At 73.6% G+C, this 16,342-nt stretch carries 14 protein-coding genes; 12 read left to right on the top strand and 2 right to left on the bottom strand.

Translation table 11 applies throughout. The annotated features are described in order from the left end of the window. Positions 1–8 precede the first annotated feature (8 nt). The 10 genes from PHY01_RS15140 to PHY01_RS15095 all read left to right on the top strand — a co-directional run bounded on the left by PHY01_RS15140 (position 9) and on the right by PHY01_RS15095 (position 12,085). Positions 9–722, top strand: a complete 714-nt coding sequence (locus tag PHY01_RS15140; RefSeq protein WP_370467434.1) for a GntR family transcriptional regulator — start codon at positions 9–11, stop codon at positions 720–722. A gap of 73 nt (positions 723–795) precedes the next feature. After that, a complete protein-coding gene (locus tag PHY01_RS15135) occupies positions 796–1,608 on the top strand; it encodes an N-acyl homoserine lactonase family protein (RefSeq protein WP_141279307.1) in 813 nt (270 codons plus the stop codon). Between the two features lie 34 nt (positions 1,609–1,642). Then, positions 1,643–2,926 (top strand): hydroxyacid-oxoacid transhydrogenase, encoded by a 1,284-nt coding sequence (locus PHY01_RS15130; protein ID WP_141279306.1) that lies wholly within the window; start codon positions 1,643–1,645, stop codon positions 2,924–2,926. Between the two features lie 50 nt (positions 2,927–2,976). Further along, complete coding sequence (locus tag PHY01_RS15125; protein WP_141279305.1) at positions 2,977–3,492, top strand: FmdB family zinc ribbon protein; 516 nt, start codon at positions 2,977–2,979, stop codon at positions 3,490–3,492. A 96-nt stretch (positions 3,493–3,588) separates the two neighbouring features. Further along, the gene (locus PHY01_RS15120; RefSeq protein ID WP_218030173.1) at positions 3,589–5,061 is read left to right on the top strand and encodes an aldehyde dehydrogenase; all 1,473 of its coding nucleotides are present in this window, start codon (positions 3,589–3,591) and stop codon (positions 5,059–5,061) included. A 57-nt stretch (positions 5,062–5,118) separates the two neighbouring features. Further along, a complete protein-coding gene (locus PHY01_RS15115) occupies positions 5,119–8,127 on the top strand; it encodes an FAD-binding and (Fe-S)-binding domain-containing protein (RefSeq protein ID WP_370467435.1) in 3,009 nt (1,002 codons plus the stop codon). Between the two features lie 91 nt (positions 8,128–8,218). Further along, positions 8,219–10,000, top strand: a complete 1,782-nt coding sequence (locus PHY01_RS15110; protein WP_141279303.1) for an L-lactate permease — start codon at positions 8,219–8,221, stop codon at positions 9,998–10,000. Positions 10,001–10,037: 37 nt separating this feature from the next. Beyond that, entirely contained in the window at positions 10,038–10,880 is an 843-nt protein-coding gene (locus PHY01_RS15105; protein ID WP_141279302.1) for a patatin-like phospholipase family protein, read from the top strand. A 34-nt stretch (positions 10,881–10,914) separates the two neighbouring features. Further along, positions 10,915–11,724: an aldo/keto reductase gene (locus PHY01_RS15100; RefSeq protein WP_246085918.1), complete on the top strand. Its 810-nt coding sequence runs from the start codon at positions 10,915–10,917 to the stop codon at positions 11,722–11,724. A gap of 52 nt (positions 11,725–11,776) precedes the next feature. Beyond that, positions 11,777–12,085, top strand: a complete 309-nt coding sequence (locus tag PHY01_RS15095) for an adhesin (protein ID WP_141279301.1) — start codon at positions 11,777–11,779, stop codon at positions 12,083–12,085. Positions 12,086–12,138: 53 nt separating this feature from the next. On the opposite strand, the gene PHY01_RS15090 is transcribed toward PHY01_RS15095, so the two are convergent. After that, the gene (locus PHY01_RS15090) at positions 12,139–12,672 is read right to left on the bottom strand and encodes a hypothetical protein (RefSeq protein WP_141279300.1); all 534 of its coding nucleotides are present in this window, start codon (positions 12,670–12,672) and stop codon (positions 12,139–12,141) included. A gap of 53 nt (positions 12,673–12,725) precedes the next feature. Next, the gene (locus PHY01_RS27975; protein WP_141279299.1) at positions 12,726–14,582 is read right to left on the bottom strand and encodes an Hsp70 family protein; all 1,857 of its coding nucleotides are present in this window, start codon (positions 14,580–14,582) and stop codon (positions 12,726–12,728) included. A gap of 174 nt (positions 14,583–14,756) precedes the next feature. On the opposite strand from PHY01_RS27975, the gene PHY01_RS15080 reads away from it, so the two are divergent. Both PHY01_RS15080 and PHY01_RS26500 read left to right on the top strand, forming a co-directional pair. Further along, on the top strand, positions 14,757–15,272 hold the full coding sequence (locus PHY01_RS15080) for a DUF3558 family protein (protein ID WP_170183823.1): 516 nt from the start codon (positions 14,757–14,759) through the stop codon (positions 15,270–15,272). 132 nt (positions 15,273–15,404) lie between these two features. After that, positions 15,405–16,316, top strand: coding sequence for a hypothetical protein (locus PHY01_RS26500; RefSeq protein WP_170183822.1), 912 nt, complete (start codon positions 15,405–15,407; stop codon positions 16,314–16,316). Positions 16,317–16,342 lie beyond the last annotated feature (26 nt).

The raw sequence follows: 16,342 nt of genomic DNA, 5'->3' as shown, positions 1-16,342 counted from the left end.
CCCTAGCGGTGGACCAGGTCGGCGCGGACCCGATGGGTGCCCGGGTGCTGGGGGCGCTGCGCACGGCCGTCATCTCCGGGGAGCTCGCGCCGGGCTCGCTGCACTCGGTGCAGCAGCTCGCGACCCAGCTGGGGGTGTCGCGCACGCCCGTCCGGGAGGCGCTGATCCAGCTGGCGCAGCAGGGGATCGTCCGGTTCGAGCGCAACCGCGGTGTGCGGGTGCTGCAGACCTCGCTGCACGACCTCGAGGAGGTCTTCGCGCTGCGGCTGCTGCTGGAGGTCCCGGCCACCCGCCGCGCCTGCGCGCTGCTCGACGCCACCGGGCGCCGGGACCTGCGGAGGATCTTCCGGGCGATGGAGCGCGCCGCCGACGCCGACGACGAGTTCGCGCTCTGGGAGCACGACCGCCGCTTCCACCGGGCGGTGCTGGAGGCGTCGGGCAACCGGCGGCTCGCGCAGTACGTCGACGGGCTGCGCGACACGGTCCTGCGCCGCGGGGTGTCGACGGCGCGGTCGTCGCGCTCGCTGCACGACATCGTCGCCGAGCACGTGGTGATCCTGGAACGGATCGAGGCGGGCGACCCCGACGGGGCCGCGGCGGCCATGCACGCGCACGTCCGGCACACCGCCGAGCTGCTCATCGCGCAGGAGAGCGGGGAGCCCGCGGGCACCGTCGAGATCGACCTGGGCTGGACGAACCGTGATCGGATGCGCACGGATTGACGAGTGGCATGTCACATGCCACGGTGCGGTCAGGCGCGTCCGAGCGCGTCCCTCGACGGCGAGAGGATCCCCCATGGCCACTGCGAACAAGGTCACCGTCATCCCCTGCGGGGCGATGACGGCCGACCTCACCTGGCTCCTGCTCAAGCCCGGCAAATCGATCACCGACCGGCACCACAAGGACGCCCCACCGCCGTGGGTCGACGTGCCGACGCACTGCGTCCTGGTGGAGACCGACGAGGGCAAGGTGCTCTGGGACACCAGCTGTCCCAGCGACTGGGAGGAGCGCTGGGCGCCCACCGGCCTGCAGGACTTCTTCCCCTACGACAAGGTCGCCGACGACGAGTACCTGGACGCGCGGCTCAACCAGCTGGGCGTCGGCCTCGACGAGATCGACTACGTGATCCTGTCGCACCTGCACTTCGACCACGCCGGCAACGCGCAGATGTTCAAGAACACCAACGCGAAGCTGGTCTGCCACGAGCGCGAGAAGGACTTCGCGTTCAACTTCGACGGCCCGTTCAACGGCGCGCACCTCAAGGCCGACTACGAGGGCCTGGATTTCCAGACGGTGTCCGGCGACACCGACTTCCTGCCCGGCATCAGGCTCATCGAGACGCCCGGCCACACCGTCGGCACCATGTCGATGCAGGTCGACCTGCCCGACACCGGCACGATGATCTTCACGTCGGACGCCGTCTACATGGGCGAGAGCTTCGGCCCGCCCGCCACGCCGGCCGCGATCGTCAACAACCTGGAGGACTTCTACAAGTCCGTCGAGAAGCTGCGCGGGATCCAGGAGAAGACCGGGGCGCAGATGGTCTTCGGCCACGACGCCGACCAGATCCACCAGCTGCGGGTGGCGCCGGACGGGTCGTACACATGACCGCCGAGGTGCGTCCTCCCGCGGAGGCGACATCATGACCGGCATCGAGCTCAAGGAAGAGACGATCTTCACCTGGGGTGCGCCCCCGCTGAAGTTCGGGGCGGGCGCCTCGGACGAGATCGGCTTCGAGATGTCGGGCTACGGCGTCAAGCGGGTCCTGATCATCACCGATCCGGGCGTCAGCGCGTTGGGCATCCCGCAGCGCATCGCCGACACGCTGTCGCGCTACGACATCTCCTCGGAGATCTTCGACGGCGTGCACGTCGAGCCCACCGACGACTCGATGAACAAGGCCGTCGAGTACGCCAGGGTGCAGGGCGAGTGGGACGGCTTCGTGGCCGTCGGCGGCGGGTCGGCGATCGACACGGCCAAGGCGATCAACCTGCTGACCAGCCACCCCGGCGAGCTGATGGACTACATCAACAAGCCGATCGGGGCGGCCAAGGCCCCGCCCGGCCAGCTCAAGCCGCTGATCGCGGTGCCGACGACGGCGGGCACCGGCTCGGAGTCCACCGCGATGTGCGTGCTGGACATCCTGTCGATGAAGGTCAAGACCGGGATCAGCCACTGGCGGCTGCGCCCGACCCTGGCCGTCGTCGACCCGCTGCTGACGATGACGCTCGGCCCCGAGGTCAGCGCGGCGTCGGGGATGGACATCGTCTGCCACGCGGTGGAGAGCTACACCGCCCGCTACTACACGACGTTCGACCGCAAGAAGCCCGAGGAGCGCGTCACCTACTGCGGCTCGAACCCGGTGTCGGACCTGTGGTGCGAGAAGTCGATGACGCTCATCGCACAGTCGTTCCGCGGCTCGGTGCGGGACGGGTCGCTGGAGGACCGTTCCAACATGATGATGGCCGCGACGTTCGCGGGCATGGGGTTCGGCAACTCCGGCGTGCACATCCCGCACGCCAACGCCTACCCGATCGCGGGCATGGTCAAGGACTACCGCCCGGCGGGCTACCCGCAGGACGAACCGATGGTGCCGCACGGTCAGTCGGTGTCGCTGACCGCGCCCGAGGCGTTCCGCTTCTCCTTCGAGTCCGCCCCCGAGCGGCACCTGCGGGCGGCGGAGCTGATGGACCCGCGCGCCGACCGGCACTCCACGCCGTCGGAGCAGCTCCCGTCGGTGCTCGTCTCGCTGATGCGCGACATCGACATCCCCAACGGGATCGGCGGCGTCGGCTACACCGAGTCGGACGTCCCGGACCTCGTCCCCGGCACGATGAAGCAGGCGCGCCTGCTCGCGACGTGCCCGAAGACGCCGACCGAGGACGACATCGCCGGGATCCTGACCCGGTCCATCGAGAACTGGTGATCCCGTGCGCGGGGGCCACGGCCCCCGCGCACCGGTCCCGGAGGTGTTCAGTGCCGATCTACGTCTTCAAGTGCGAGTGCGGGTACCGCTTCGAGCACCTGGCATCCTTCGACGCCGCCGCGCCCGGCTGCCCGTCGTGCGGCGGCGAGACCCGCAAGATCCCGGCCGGGTTCAGCCTGGGCGGGCAGGCCAGCCCCGGGCTGTCCAAGGAGCAGATGCCGCAGACCTGGCGGGGCACCTACAACGGCGACCGCGAGTACGTCACGAACCTGCGGCGGCAGTGGGACAAGCGACAGCAGGTCGAGGCCAGGCACCCCGAGATCGCCGGCGACCAGCGCCCGATCATCGCCCACGAGGGTCGCTACCACGCCGCGCCGCTGCGGGCGGGCGACGTCCCGCTCGGCGCCGCGGCCGGGATCGGCCCCGCGGCGGGCCACGGCCACGGCCACGGCCACGGTCACGGTCACGGGGGTCACGAGGTCGACGGGCCCGCCCCCACCCCCGCGGAGCCCGGTCCGGACGGGCCGGGCACCGCGGGCGGCAGCGACCCGGCGTCGACGGGGTAGCGGGCTGCCGGGCGACGGCCCGCGCTCGGCGGATGGCGGCCGGCCCGTCGTCCGCACTACGTTGCGGACGACACACCGGGGCGAGGAGGGCGCGACGTGACGGATCTCGAGCGGTTCACGATGCTGGTCGGCGGCAAGGGCGTGGAGGCGGCGTCCGGTCGGCGGTTCGAGTCGCAGAACCCGTACACCGGGCAGGCGTGGGCGTCGATCCCGGACGGCGGTCCCGAGGACGTCGACGCGGCCGTCGCCGCCGCGCGGGCCGCGCTCGACGGCGAGTGGGGCGCCACCACGGGGTTCGCCCGGGCCGCGCTGCTGCGCCGCCTCGGCGACCTGATCGGGGAGAACGCCGAGCGCCTGGCCCGCCTCGAGGTCAACGACTCCGGCAAGCTCTACCGGGAGATGATCGGCCAGCTCAACGGGCTGGGCGGCTGGTACCACTACTACGCGGGCCTGGCGATGACGCTGGAGGGGCGCCAGATCCCCACGCCCAACCCGAACTACCTGGTCTACACCCGCCGCGAGCCGGTCGGCGTGGTCGCCGCGATCACCCCGTGGAACTCGCCCCTGCTGCTGATGACCTGGAAGCTCGCCCCCGCTCTGGCGGCCGGCTGCACGATCGTGGTCAAGCCGTCGGAGCACGCGCCCGCGTCCACGCTCGGGTTCGCCGAGCTGATCGAGCAGGCCGGGTTCCCGCCAGGGGTCGTCAACGTCGTCACGGGGCTGTCCCGGGAGACCGGTGCGCACCTCGCGTCGCACCCGGGCGTCGACAAGGTGGCGTTCACCGGCTCGACGGCCACCGGGCGCGCCGTCGCCCACGCCGCCGCGGAGAACCTCAACAAGGTCACCCTGGAGCTGGGCGGCAAGTCGCCGCAGGTGGTCTTCGCCGACGCCGACCTGGCGGCCGCGGCCAACGGCCTGGTCGCGGGGGTGTTCGCGGCGACCGGGCAGACCTGCATGGCGGGCTCGCGGCTGATCGTGCACGCCGACGTCCACGACGAGCTGGTGCGCCTCGTCGCCGAGCGGGCGTCCCGGATCCGGCTGGGCGACCCGAACGACCCGGAGACCGAGATGGGCCCGGTGGCGAACGCGCCCCAGTACGAGAAGGTCGTCGGCTACCTGGAGACCGCCCGCGCGGAGGGCGCGACCGTCGCCTTCGGTGGATCGGCGGACGAGGGGCTCGGGGGGCTGTTCGTGAAGCCGACCGTGCTGACGGTGAAGCCGACCGACACGGTGTTCCGGGAGGAGGTGTTCGGCCCGGTGCTCTCCGCGGTCACCTTCACCGACGAGGACGAGGCCGTGAAGCTGGCCAACGACACCCCCTACGGGCTGGCCGGCGCGGTGTGGACGAAGGACGTGCACCGGGCCCACCGTGTGGCCGCCCGGATCAGGGCGGGCACGGTGTGGATCAACGCCTACCGCGTGGTCTCGCCGAGCGTGCCGTTCGGCGGGTTCGGTGCCAGCGGGCTCGGCCGGGAGAACGGCGTGGACTCGATCGCGGAGTACACCGAGAACAAGTCCGTCTGGGTCGAGCTGACCGGCGGCACGCGGGATCCCTTCACCCTCGGGTGATCGATCTGACCAGGCCCCCGACGGGTGGCCGGCCGGTCGGGGGCACACACTTGTCCCGTGAGCTCCTCCGACGTCGACGACCTGTCCGCCGCCCTGAGCAGGGCCGTGCGAGGTCCCGTCCGCTTCGACCCGGCCCACCGCGCGATGTACGCCGCCGACGCGTCGAACTACCGGCGTGTGCCGATCGGGCTGGTCACCCCGGTCGACCTCGACGACGTCGAGGCCGCGGTGTCGGTGTGCTCCGCGCACGACGTGCCCGTGCTCCCGCGGGGGGCGGGCACGTCGATCGCGGGGCAGGCCGTCAACACCGCGGTGGTGCTGGACTTCTCGAAGCACCTGAACCGGATCGAGTCGATCGACCCCGAGGCGCGCACCGCACGGGTGCAGCCCGGTGTCGTGCTCGACAAGCTGCGTGACGCCGCGCGCCCGCACGGGCTGACGTTCGGCCCCGACCCGTCGACGCACAACCGCTGCACGCTCGGCGGCATGATCGGCAACAACGCGTGCGGCTCGCACTCCGTCGCGTGGGGCAAGACCGTCGACAACGTGCACGCGCTCGACGTCCTCACCTACCGCGGGCAGCGTCTGGAGCTCGGGCCCGGCGCGCCGGACGTTGCCGGGATCCCGGCGCAGCTGCGCGCGCTCGGCGAGCGGATGGGCCCGCGGGTGCGCGAGACGTTCCCCGACCTCACCCGGCGGGTGTCGGGCTACAACCTCGACCAGCTGCTCCCGGAGAACCTGGACCTCGCGAAGGCGCTGGTCGGCACGGAGGGCACCTGCGCGACGATCCTGGGGGCCACCGTCCGGCTGGTCGAGTCGCCGCCCGCCCGCGCGCTGGCCGTGCTCGGGTTCCCCGACGCCTACATCGCCGCGGACAACGTCATGCCGATCCGGGAGCTGTCCCCGCTGACGATCGAGGGCATGGACGCGGGGCTGATCGCGGCGCTGCGGGCGGCCAACCCGCTGGAGACGGCGTCACGGGCGCTGCCCGAGGGCGGCGGCTGGCTCTACGTGGAGACCGGCGGGTCGACCCGCGCGGAGGCGCAGGCGGCCGCGGAGGCCGTCGTCGCGGCGATGAAGCCGTACACGCGCAGTGCGGTCGTCGTCAGCGACCCGGCCGCGATGAAGGCGCTGTGGCGCATCCGGGAGGACGGCGCCGGCATCCTCACCCGCTCGCCCGACGGCGGCGAGGCGTGGCCGGGCTGGGAGGACGCCGCGGTGCCGCCGGAGCGCTTCGGCGCCTACCTGCGCGAGTTCGACGCCCTGCTGGCCAAGCACGGCCGCCGCGGCGCGTACTACGGGCACTTCGGCGACGGCTGCCTGCACGTCCGCATCGACTTCGACCTGCTCACCCGCGAGGGCATCGCGAACTTCCGCGGCTTCATGGAGGACGGCGCGGACCTCGTCGTCGCGCACGGCGGGTCGCTGTCCGGCGAGCACGGCGACGGCACGGCGCGCGCCGAGCTGCTGCCGCGGATGTACCCGCCGGAGATCATCGCGGCGTTCGAGGAGTTCAAGGGCATCTGGGACCCCGACGACCGGATGAACCCCGGCTCGGTCGTGCGCCCGAAGAAGATGGACGAGGACCTGCGGATCTTCGTCGGGATGCCGACGATGGTCGACGCCCCGATGCTCGCCTTCGCCCACGACCGCGGCTCGTTCGGCCGGGCGACCCGGCGCTGCCTGGGTGTGGGCAAGTGCGTCACGGAGTCCGGCGGCGTGATGTGCCCGAGCTACCGCGCCACCGGCGAGGAGATGCACTCGACGCGCGGCCGGGCGCGGCTGCTGTTCGAGATGGCCAACGGCGACGTCATCAAGGGCGGCTGGGACTCCACCGAGGTCGACGACGCGCTGGACCTGTGCCTGTCCTGCAAGGGCTGCAAGCGCGACTGCCCCGTCGGCGTCGACATGGCCGCGTACAAGACCGAGTTCCTGGCCCAGCGCTACCAGGGCAAGGTGCGCCCGGCGTCGCACTACTCGATGGGCGCGCTGCCCCGGTGGATGGGGATCGTCGGGAAGCTCCCCGCGGGGGTCGTCGACGTGCTCAACGCCGCCGCGCGCAGCCCGCTCGCCGCCCTGGCCAAGCGGGCCGGTGGCATCACCCCGGAGCGGGCGATCCCGCCGATCGCCCGGACGCCGTTCACGCGCAGCACCCCCCGCCCGCTGGCCGGGCACCTGACGGCGACGCGCCCGGCGAGGGCGCTGACCCGCGCCGCGACCCGCGCCGCGGCCCGGCTGCGTCGCAGTGGGGTGGCTCCACTGCAACGGGGTCGCAGTGAAGCCACCCCACTGCGGTCCGGGGTGGGGGCGCGGGGGCGGGTCCTGTTGTGGCCCGACACCTTCACCAACCACTTCGACCCGGCCATCGCCGTCGACGCCGTGGCCGTGCTGGAGCGGCTGGGCTACACCGTCGAGCTGCCGCCGCGCGACGTCTGCTGCGGCCTGACCTGGACCTCCACCGGCCAGGTCGACGCCGCCCGCCGCGTCCTGCGGCGCAGCCTGCGCACCATCGAGCCGTGGCTGGCGGCAGGGGTGCCGGTGGTCGGGCTGGAACCGTCGTGCACGGCCGCGCTGCGCGCCGACGGGCCCGAGCTGCTGCCCGACGAGCCGCTGGCCTCGGCGCTGGCCACCGGGGTGCGGACGTTCGCGGAGGTGCTCGGCGAGCACGTCGACGAGCTGGCCGCCGCGGCCACCGGTCCCGCCGTCAAGGCCCTGGTGCAGGTGCACTGCCACCAGCACGCCGAGCTCGGCACCGACGACGACCGCGCCGTCATGGCCGCGCTCGGCGTCGAGGCCGAGGTGCTCGACTCCGGGTGCTGCGGCCTGGCCGGCAACTTCGGGTTCGAGAAGGGGCACTACGAGGTGTCGATGGCGTGCGCGGAGCGGGTGCTGCTGCCCGCGGTGCGGGCGGCCGACGACGAGGTGGAGGTGCTCGCCGACGGGTTCTCCTGCCGTACGCAGTTGCGCCAGGCGGGCACCCGCGAGCCCGTCCACCTGGCCCAGCTCGCCGCCCGCGCGCTCGGCGTATTCCGCGATACGGAATCGGTAAGTCACGAAACGGAATAGATCCACTGCTTCCGTTTGCCCGGATGGTGCCCGGATGTGAGCCTCCGACGATGACCGGATCGGGCCGGTCACCCGTCGGAGGGACGTCAGCGTGGACAACCTCGCCCTGTTGAGCCTGGCAGCGCTCGCACCGATCCTGGTGGTCGCGGTACTGCTGGTCGGCCTGCGCTGGCCGGCCAAGTACGCGATGCCGGTCGGCTTCGCCGCCGCCGTGGTCGTCGGAGCGCTGGTCTGGGGGATGGACGCCGCGGTGCTCGCCGCCGCGAGCGTCGAGGGCCTCGTGATCGCCCTCGGGCTGCTCTACATCATCTTCGGCGCCCTGTTGCTGCTGCAGACGCTCACCGCGAGCGGTGCGCTGGCCACGATCCGGGCCGGGTTCACGACCGTGAGCGCCGACCGCCGGGTGCAGGCGATCATCATCGGCTGGCTGTTCGGGTCGTTCATCGAGGGGGCGTCGGGCTTCGGCACGCCGGCCGCCGTGGTGGCCCCGCTGCTGCTGGCACTCGGCTTCCCGGCGATGGCCGCGGTGATGGTCGGCCTGGTCATCCAGAGCACCCCGGTCAGCTTCGGCGCGGCCGGCACCCCCGTCCTGACGGGTCTGGGCCAGGGCCTGGCGGGCGACCCGGCCGTCGAGGCCCGGATCTCCTTCCTCGGCCTGGACATGCCGGGCTACCTGCAGGTGCTCGGGCTCCAGGTGGCCACGATGCACGCGATCGTCGGCACGCTGATCCCGCTGTTCCTCGTCTGCATGCTCACCGGCTTCTTCGGCGGCCGGTTCGTCGACGGGCTCAAGGTGTGGCCGTTCGCGATCTACGCGGCGCTGGCCATGACGGTGCCGTCGGTGACGGTCGCCGCGCTGCTCGGCCCGGAGTTCCCGTCGCTGCTGGGCGGGCTGATCGGCCTCGCGCTGGTCATGTTCACCTCCAGCCGCGGCTTCCTCATGCCCAAGGAGACGTGGGACTTCCCGCCGCGCGAGCGTTGGTCGGACCGCTGGACCGGCTCCCTGGAGGCCGACACGAGCGCGGTCGCCGACCGCCGGATGAGCATCTCGCTGGCCTGGTCGCCGTATGTCATCGTCGCGATCCTGCTGGTGCTGACGCGCACCGTCGAGCCGGTCAAGGACTTCCTGTCCAACCTCACGATCGACGTGAACGAGATCTTCGGGACCTCGATCTCGGAGTCGCTGCAGCCGTTCTACCTGCCGGGCTTCATCTTCATCGTCGCCTGCCTGATCACCTACGGCCTGCAGCGGATGACGCTGCGCCAGATCGGGGAGTCCTGGCGGATCGCGGGCAGCCAGCTCGCGGGTGCGGCCGTCGCGCTGCTGTTCGCGCTCCCGCTGGTGCGCATCCTGATCAACTCCGGTCCGGAGCTGAACAGCTCGGGCCTGTCCAGCATGCCGATCACGCTCGCCGAGGGGGCGTCGGCGCTCACCGGCACCGCCTGGCCGGTGCTCGCGCCCTGGATCGGCGCGCTCGGGGCGTTCATCGCGGGCAGCAACACGGTGTCGAACCTGACGTTCTCGCTGTTCCAGTTCGCCACCGCGGAGAACATCGCGGCGAGCCCGGAGACCGTCGTGGCCACCCAGGCCGTCGGCGGCGCGGCGGGCAACATGATCACCGTGCACAACGTGGTGGCCGCCTCCGCGACCGTCGGGCTGCTGGGCCGGGAGGGTGACCTGATCCGGATGACGATCATCCCGACCGTCTACTACTGCCTGTTCGCGGGCGGGTTGTCGTTCGTGCTGGTCAACGGGCTGGGGCTGAACCTGGGCACGGGGCTGCTGGTCGCGCTGGCGGTGGTGCTGGTCGTGCTCGTCACCCGCATCGCCCGGCAGGAGCCCTCCGAGAGGTTGACGAGCCCCCGGTCCTGACGGTCGCGGTGGCCGGGGCGCCGGGTTGGATGGGCCCGTGACGGGACGGGTGTTGGTGCTCGGGGGCGGCGGGATCACCGGGATCGCCTGGATGCTGGGGATGCTGGCCGGGCTCGCCGAGCGCGGGGTCGACCTGCGGGCGGCCGACGACATCGTCGGCACCTCGGCGGGGTCGGTGGTGGGGGCGCAGCTGGCCACCGGCGTCGACGTCGAGCAGCGCTACGCCGCGCAGCTCGTCGACCCGACCGGGGAGGTCGCGGCCACGCTCGGGCGGGGGGCGATGCTGCGGCTGGGTCTGGCGCTGCTCGGCCCGCGCGACCCGCAGCGCGTCCGGGCCCGCATCGGCCGGTTCGCCCGCACCACCGCGACCGTGCCGGAGGCCGAGCGCCTGGCGGTGATCGGGCGGCGGCTGCCGGTGCACGACTGGCCGGAGCGCTCGCTGCGGATCACCGCCGTCGACGCCCACGACGGCGCCTTCCGGGTGCTCGACCGCACCTCCGGGGTGCCGCTGGTGCACGCCGTCGCGTCGAGCTGCGCGGTGCCCGGCGTCTACCCGCCGGTCACCACCGGCGGCACCCGGTTCGTCGACGGCGGGGTGCGCTCGCCCGTCAACGCCGACCTCGCGCACGGTGCGGAGCGGGTCGTGGTGCTCGCCCCGATCGTCCGCGGCATCGGGCCGCAGATCGGCGCCGCACCGCAGGTCGAGGCGCTGCGGGCGGCCGGGTCGCGGGTGCTGCTGGTGGCGCCGGACGCGGCCGCGGTCACCGCGATCGGACGCAACGTGCTCGACCCGGCCCGCCGCGCGGGATCGGCCCGGGCCGGACGCGCCCAGGCCGCCGACGTGACCGACGCCATCGCGGCGGTCTGGGACGGCGCGTAGCGGGTACGCCGGACCCATGGCTTAGGTACCCCACATCCGACTCAACAGCGGCGTCGAGATCCCCCAGTTCGGGTTCGGCGTCTTCCAGATCGACCCGGGCGACGTGGGCCCGGCCCTGGGTGCGGCGTTCGAGGCCGGCTACCGGCACGTCGACACCGCGCAGATGTACCGCAACGAGACCGAGGTCGGACAGGCGATCGCCGCGTCCGGCCTGCGGCGCGACGAGGTCTTCGTGACCACCAAGCTCGACAACGACCGGCACGGCCACGACGAGGCCGTCGCCGCGCTCGGGGAGAGCCTGGACCGGCTCGGGCTCGACCACGTCGACCTGTTCCTCATCCACTGGCCGCGGCCGTCGGAGAACCGGTACGTCGAGACCTGGAAGGGCTTCGAGAAGCTCGCCGCCGACGGCCGGGCGCGCGCGATCGGCGTCTCCAACTTCCAGATCCCGCACCTGGAGCGCCTCGCCGCCGAGACCGGCACCGTCCCCGCGGTGAACCAGATCGAGCTGCACCCGCACCTCCCGCAGGAGGAGCTGCGCGCCTACCACCGCGAGCACGGCATCGCGACCGAGGCGTGGAGCCCCATCGGGCAGGGCGGCGACCTGCTGCGTGACGAGCGTCTCGTCGCGCTCGCCGAGAAGTACGGGAAGACCCCGGCGCAGATCGTGCTCCGCTGGCACCTCGAGCTCGGCAACATCGTGTTCCCGAAGTCGGTCACCCCGGCCCGCATCAGGGAGAACATCGAGGTGTTCGACTTCGAGCTGGCCCCGGCGGACATGGCCACCATCGGCGAGCTCGACACCGGCGGGCGGATGGGCCCGAACCCCGACGACTTCGGCTGAGCGGCGCGCTCCGCGCTGCGGGACCGGCGCCGTGCCCCTACCGTCGACGCCCATGTTGGCAATCACCGATACCGCGGCCGAAGCCATCAAGTCGCTGACCACCGATGCGGAGCTGCCCGAGGGCGGCGGCCTCCGCATCGCCGCACCGAGTCCGGAGCAGGGTCTGGAGCTGTCCCTCGCGGGGCAGCCCGGCACCGACGACGTCGTGCTGTCGGGGGACGGCGTCGCGGTGTTCCTGGAGCCGGTCGCGGCGCAGGTCCTCGACGACAAGGTGCTCGACGTCCAGCCCGTCCAGGGCGCCGACGGCGAGCAGGAGCTGCGGTTCGCCATCGGCCCGCAGCAGACGGAACCGGAGGCCTGACCGCCGGCACCGGAAGGCCCCCCGCGCACCGCGCGGGGGGCCTTTCCCGTGGGTCAGCGCCGGCGGGTCGCGAACCAGCGGTTGGAGCCGGGCAGGTACATCGCCACCGCCCCGGCCACCCCGAGCGTCGCGGCCACCACGAGCAGCACCAGTGCCAGCGGCGCGACCACGCCGACGCCCAGCAGGATCTCCACCAGCGTGAGCGCCAGCAGCATCAGCAGCACGAACCGCGCCCCGCCGCGACCGCCGCGCATCGCCACGGCGCCCAGGCCCATCGCCAGGGCGATGACGAACACGCCCCCGACGATCACCGCGGCCGCCAGTGCGACGGCCCGGTCGCGCGTCACCGACGTCTCGTTCGGGAAGTCGCGGTCGACGATCGCGCGCACCGCGGCCTGCGTGCCGTCGAGGTCGAGCAGCATGACCAGCGCGGCGACGAGGCCCAGTACGGCCGCGGCCGTCCAGAGCGCGGCGGCCACGTCGACGGAGCGGGCCCGGCGGGCGACGACCTCCGAGGGCCGCTGGCGGAACTCGAACCGGGGTCGGCCGGGCACGTCGGGGCGTCGCAGGGGGTCGGGCTGGCTCACCGGATCACCGTACCCACGCGGTCGGGCACCCGCGGTCACCGGAGCGGGGGTCGTCACGGCGTCGCGGGTGTGTCGGTCGCGGTCGCGGTCGTCGTCGGGGTGACGGACTCGGTCTCCGCGCCCCCGGCGGGCGGGCCTGCGGGGGCGGGCTCGGTCGTCACCGGACCGGCGGGGTCGGGCTCGGTGGGGGCCGGACCGGTGGGGTCGGGCTCGGTGGGGGCCGGGGCGACGGGATCCGGCTCGGTGGGAGCCGGGTCGGCGGGACCCGGATCGGCGGGTGCGGAGCCGCCGGGCACCTGCTCCGCACCTTCCACGACCGGAGCCGTACCGGTGGCGGGGGTACCGGTACCGGGGGTGGTGGCGGCGGGGGTGCCGGCGGCGGGGCCACCGGTCGCCGGAGTCGCCGGGGCGGGCCTCGGCACCGCCGACGCCCCGGCCGCGCCCGTGGGGACGGTGCGGGCCACCGGCCGCACGGCGGCGGCCACGGCCTCGGGGCGGCGGGGGCCGGCCACGGTGGTGGCGGCGGGGGCGGTTCCGGTCCACGGGTCGATCTCGGCCGGCGCCACCGGACCGTCCGGCAGCGCCGCGGCCGCGGCCGGGGCGTCGGCGGCGTCGGTGGCGTCGGCGGCGACGGTGCCGACCGGCACCGGCACCACACCGGTCGCGATCGTGGCCGAGAGGCCCAGCGTGGCGATCACCGCGACGGTGGCGGCGAGGACCAGCGTGCGGCGCGTGCGGCGCGGGGCGGGGCCGTCGTCGTCGACCGGGGGCGCGTCGAACGCGACGGGGGGCACGACGGGCGCGCCGTCGTCGAGGGCGGGACCGGGTTCGGGCGCCGCGAGCGGGCCGCGCGCGGTGAGCGCCGCGCCGGCCGCGACGACGGTCTTGGGGTCGGCGTCGACGGCGACCGGGCGCCCCAGCTCCGCCGAGACGAGCTGGGAGACCAGCGGGATGCGCGACGAGCCACCGACGAGCAGCACGGCGTCGAGATCGCCGGGGGCGAATCCGGTGGAGGCGACGGCCCGGCGCAGCGCCTCGACGGTCTCCCCGACCGCCGGGCGGATCATGTCCTCGAACTCGGCGCGGCCCAGCCGGACCTGCGTGTGGACGCCGGGCAGCATCACCGGGACCAGCACCTCGGTGTCGGCGGAGAGCGCCTCCTTCGCGGCGGTGCACTCGCGGCGCAGCCCGGCGACGGCGGCCTGCGTGGCGGGGTCGGCCGGGTCGAGCTGCTGCCAGGCCGGGCCCAGCGCGGTGCGGACGTGGTCGAGGATCGCGTCGTCGAAGTCGATGCCGCCCAGACGCTCGATGCCCGCGGGCCGGCCGAGCAGCTCGAACCCGCCGTGGGGGAGCTTGCGCACCACGGCGGCGTCGAAGGTGCCGCCGCCCAGGTCGTAGACGCCGACGACGGCTCCGGGCTCGATCCGCTCGGCGCTCGCGTAGCCGACGGCCGCCGCCTGCGGCTCGGTGAGGAAGGTGACCCCGCCCAGGCCGTGCCCGGCGAGCGCGGCGGCGAAGGTGGCGCGCTTGTGGCCGCCCCACTCGACGGGATGGGTGACGGCGACGGCGTCGGCGGGCCCGCCCTCCCGGCGCGCGGCCTCGTCGACGACCCAGGCGACGAACCGGGCCGACAGCTCCGCGGCGGCCACGGGCTCGCCGCCGACCATCAGCGGGGTGTCGTCGCCGATGCGGCGCTTGAACTCGCGGGCGACCCGGCGGGGCTCGGTGAGCGCGCGGCGCTGGGCCGCCTCCCCGAGGACCAGGGTGCCGTCGGGTGCAAGGAACACCACCGACGCCACCGCGCTGGACGCGCTGCCCAGCGGCAGCACCTCCGGACGGTCCTGCCCGTCGCGGCACACCGCCGCCGCGGTCCAGGTGGTGCCCAGGTCGATCCCGAGCTGGTAGCCCATGGCGTCGCGCCCCCTCTCCGGGTTCCCGTTAACGTCCCGGAAACCCCGTGCGATCGATCGGTCATCGGACGAAGCGGATGCACTGTTAGCAGGAACAGCCCACAAGTAACCCGAAGGTGCGAATAGATCACGCTGCGTGTGCGCTCGCGGCGGTGGGGCGGCAGGATGAGCGGAATGGCTGACGCGGTGGGCCGGGCCCTGCTCCGGAGGGGCGGCGCGGGGGTCGTCGCGGGGCTCGCGGTACTGGCCGGGTGCGCGGCGCCCGCCGTCCCCGACGTGCCCCCGATCCAGGCACCGCGCGACGTCCGCGGCGCCGACCCGTGCGCGCTGGTCGACGACGCCGCGCTCGCCACGGCAGGTGTGCGGGCCCCGGGCACGCCGGGCACGGGCCCGGAGGGGCCGCGGTGCGAATGGACCGGCGGGCCGGGCCGGACCCTGGTGCTCACCCTGTTCACCGGCGACGGCGGGCTGGGCACGCTGGCGCGCAACAGCGAATCGACGACGACGCGGGTCCGCCTCGACGGCTACCCGGCCCTGGAGACCTTCACCGGCGCGGGCGAGTTCTGCCAGTACGACGTCGGGATCGATACCGACCAGGTGCTGCTCGTCGCCCTCGACGGCGGCGAGCCGGACTCGTGCACCGCCCTGCAGTCCCTGCTACCCCCGGTGCTGTCCCGGCTGCCGGGCTGACGGGGGCATCCCCATGGGGGTCGCCGCGAGGTGCGGGCGCTTCCCCGCTGACCGAGTTGCGGCCCGCGCCCTAGCTTTCCTCCCAAGCCGGAAGCGCCGGCACGCCAGCCCCCGACAGTGAAGGACCCGATCATGAGCAGCAACGGCCCCAGCTTCAACTTCGCCCAGTTCGTCGTCCCGGTGAACAACAACGACCAGGACGCCGACGGCGGCAACGGCGGCGGCAGCGGCGACGCGGGCAACGTCGGCCTGGCCCTGGGCAACGGCGGCTCGGGCGCCGAGGGCGACGGCGGCGACGCCTCGCAGGAGATCGACGACACCGGCGTCGGCGAGGGCGGCGACGGCTTCGGTGCCGGCGAGGGCGGCAGCTCGCTGCTGTCGCTGCTGGGCCTGGGCGGCCCCGGTGTCGGCACCGGCGTCGGTGGCGCGGGCCTGGGCTTCGGCGCGGCCGGTAACGGCGCGGCCGTCGGCGGCGACGGCGACGGCGGCGACGGCGGCGACGGCGCGTCGCTCGACCAGGACGCCGACTCCGGCGACGGCGGCAACGGCGGCAACGGCGGGTCCAACACCAACGGCCAGACCACGACCACCAGCGCCGACCTGCGCTTCGACAACGGCGCCTTCGGCGACAACGACGGCTTCGACAACGACGGCTACGTCGTCGACTCGTTCAACCAGGACAACGACGGCATCGACAACGACGGCTACATCGTCGACTCGAACGCGGTCAACGGCAACGGCAACTCGGTCGGAAACAGCAGCGAGTCGATCTCCATCAGGGACTCCTACAACGACGACGACAGCGTCACCCAGACCCTGACCAACGTCGGCAACGACAACTCGGACAACTCCTTCACCGCGACGGACTCGTTCAACCGCGAGCAGTTCGACCTCGAGATCGACGACGTGGTGCTGGGCAACAACAACACCGTCGTCGACGACAGCTCGGTGAACGACTCGAACAACTTCGACCCCGACCTGGTCGACCTCGACCTGGAGCTGGGCGACGTGCTGTCGGACAACACCCTCGGCGGCCTGTTCTGACCTCCACCCCGGCCCGGCCCGGGCCC

The sequence above is a fragment of the Pseudonocardia hydrocarbonoxydans genome (assembly GCF_006539565.1).
GTDB classification, from domain to species: Bacteria; Actinomycetota; Actinomycetes; order Mycobacteriales; family Pseudonocardiaceae; genus Pseudonocardia; species Pseudonocardia hydrocarbonoxydans.
The sequence above is the reverse complement of the archived record's forward strand: the minus strand, read 5'-3'. Positions and strand labels throughout refer to the sequence as shown.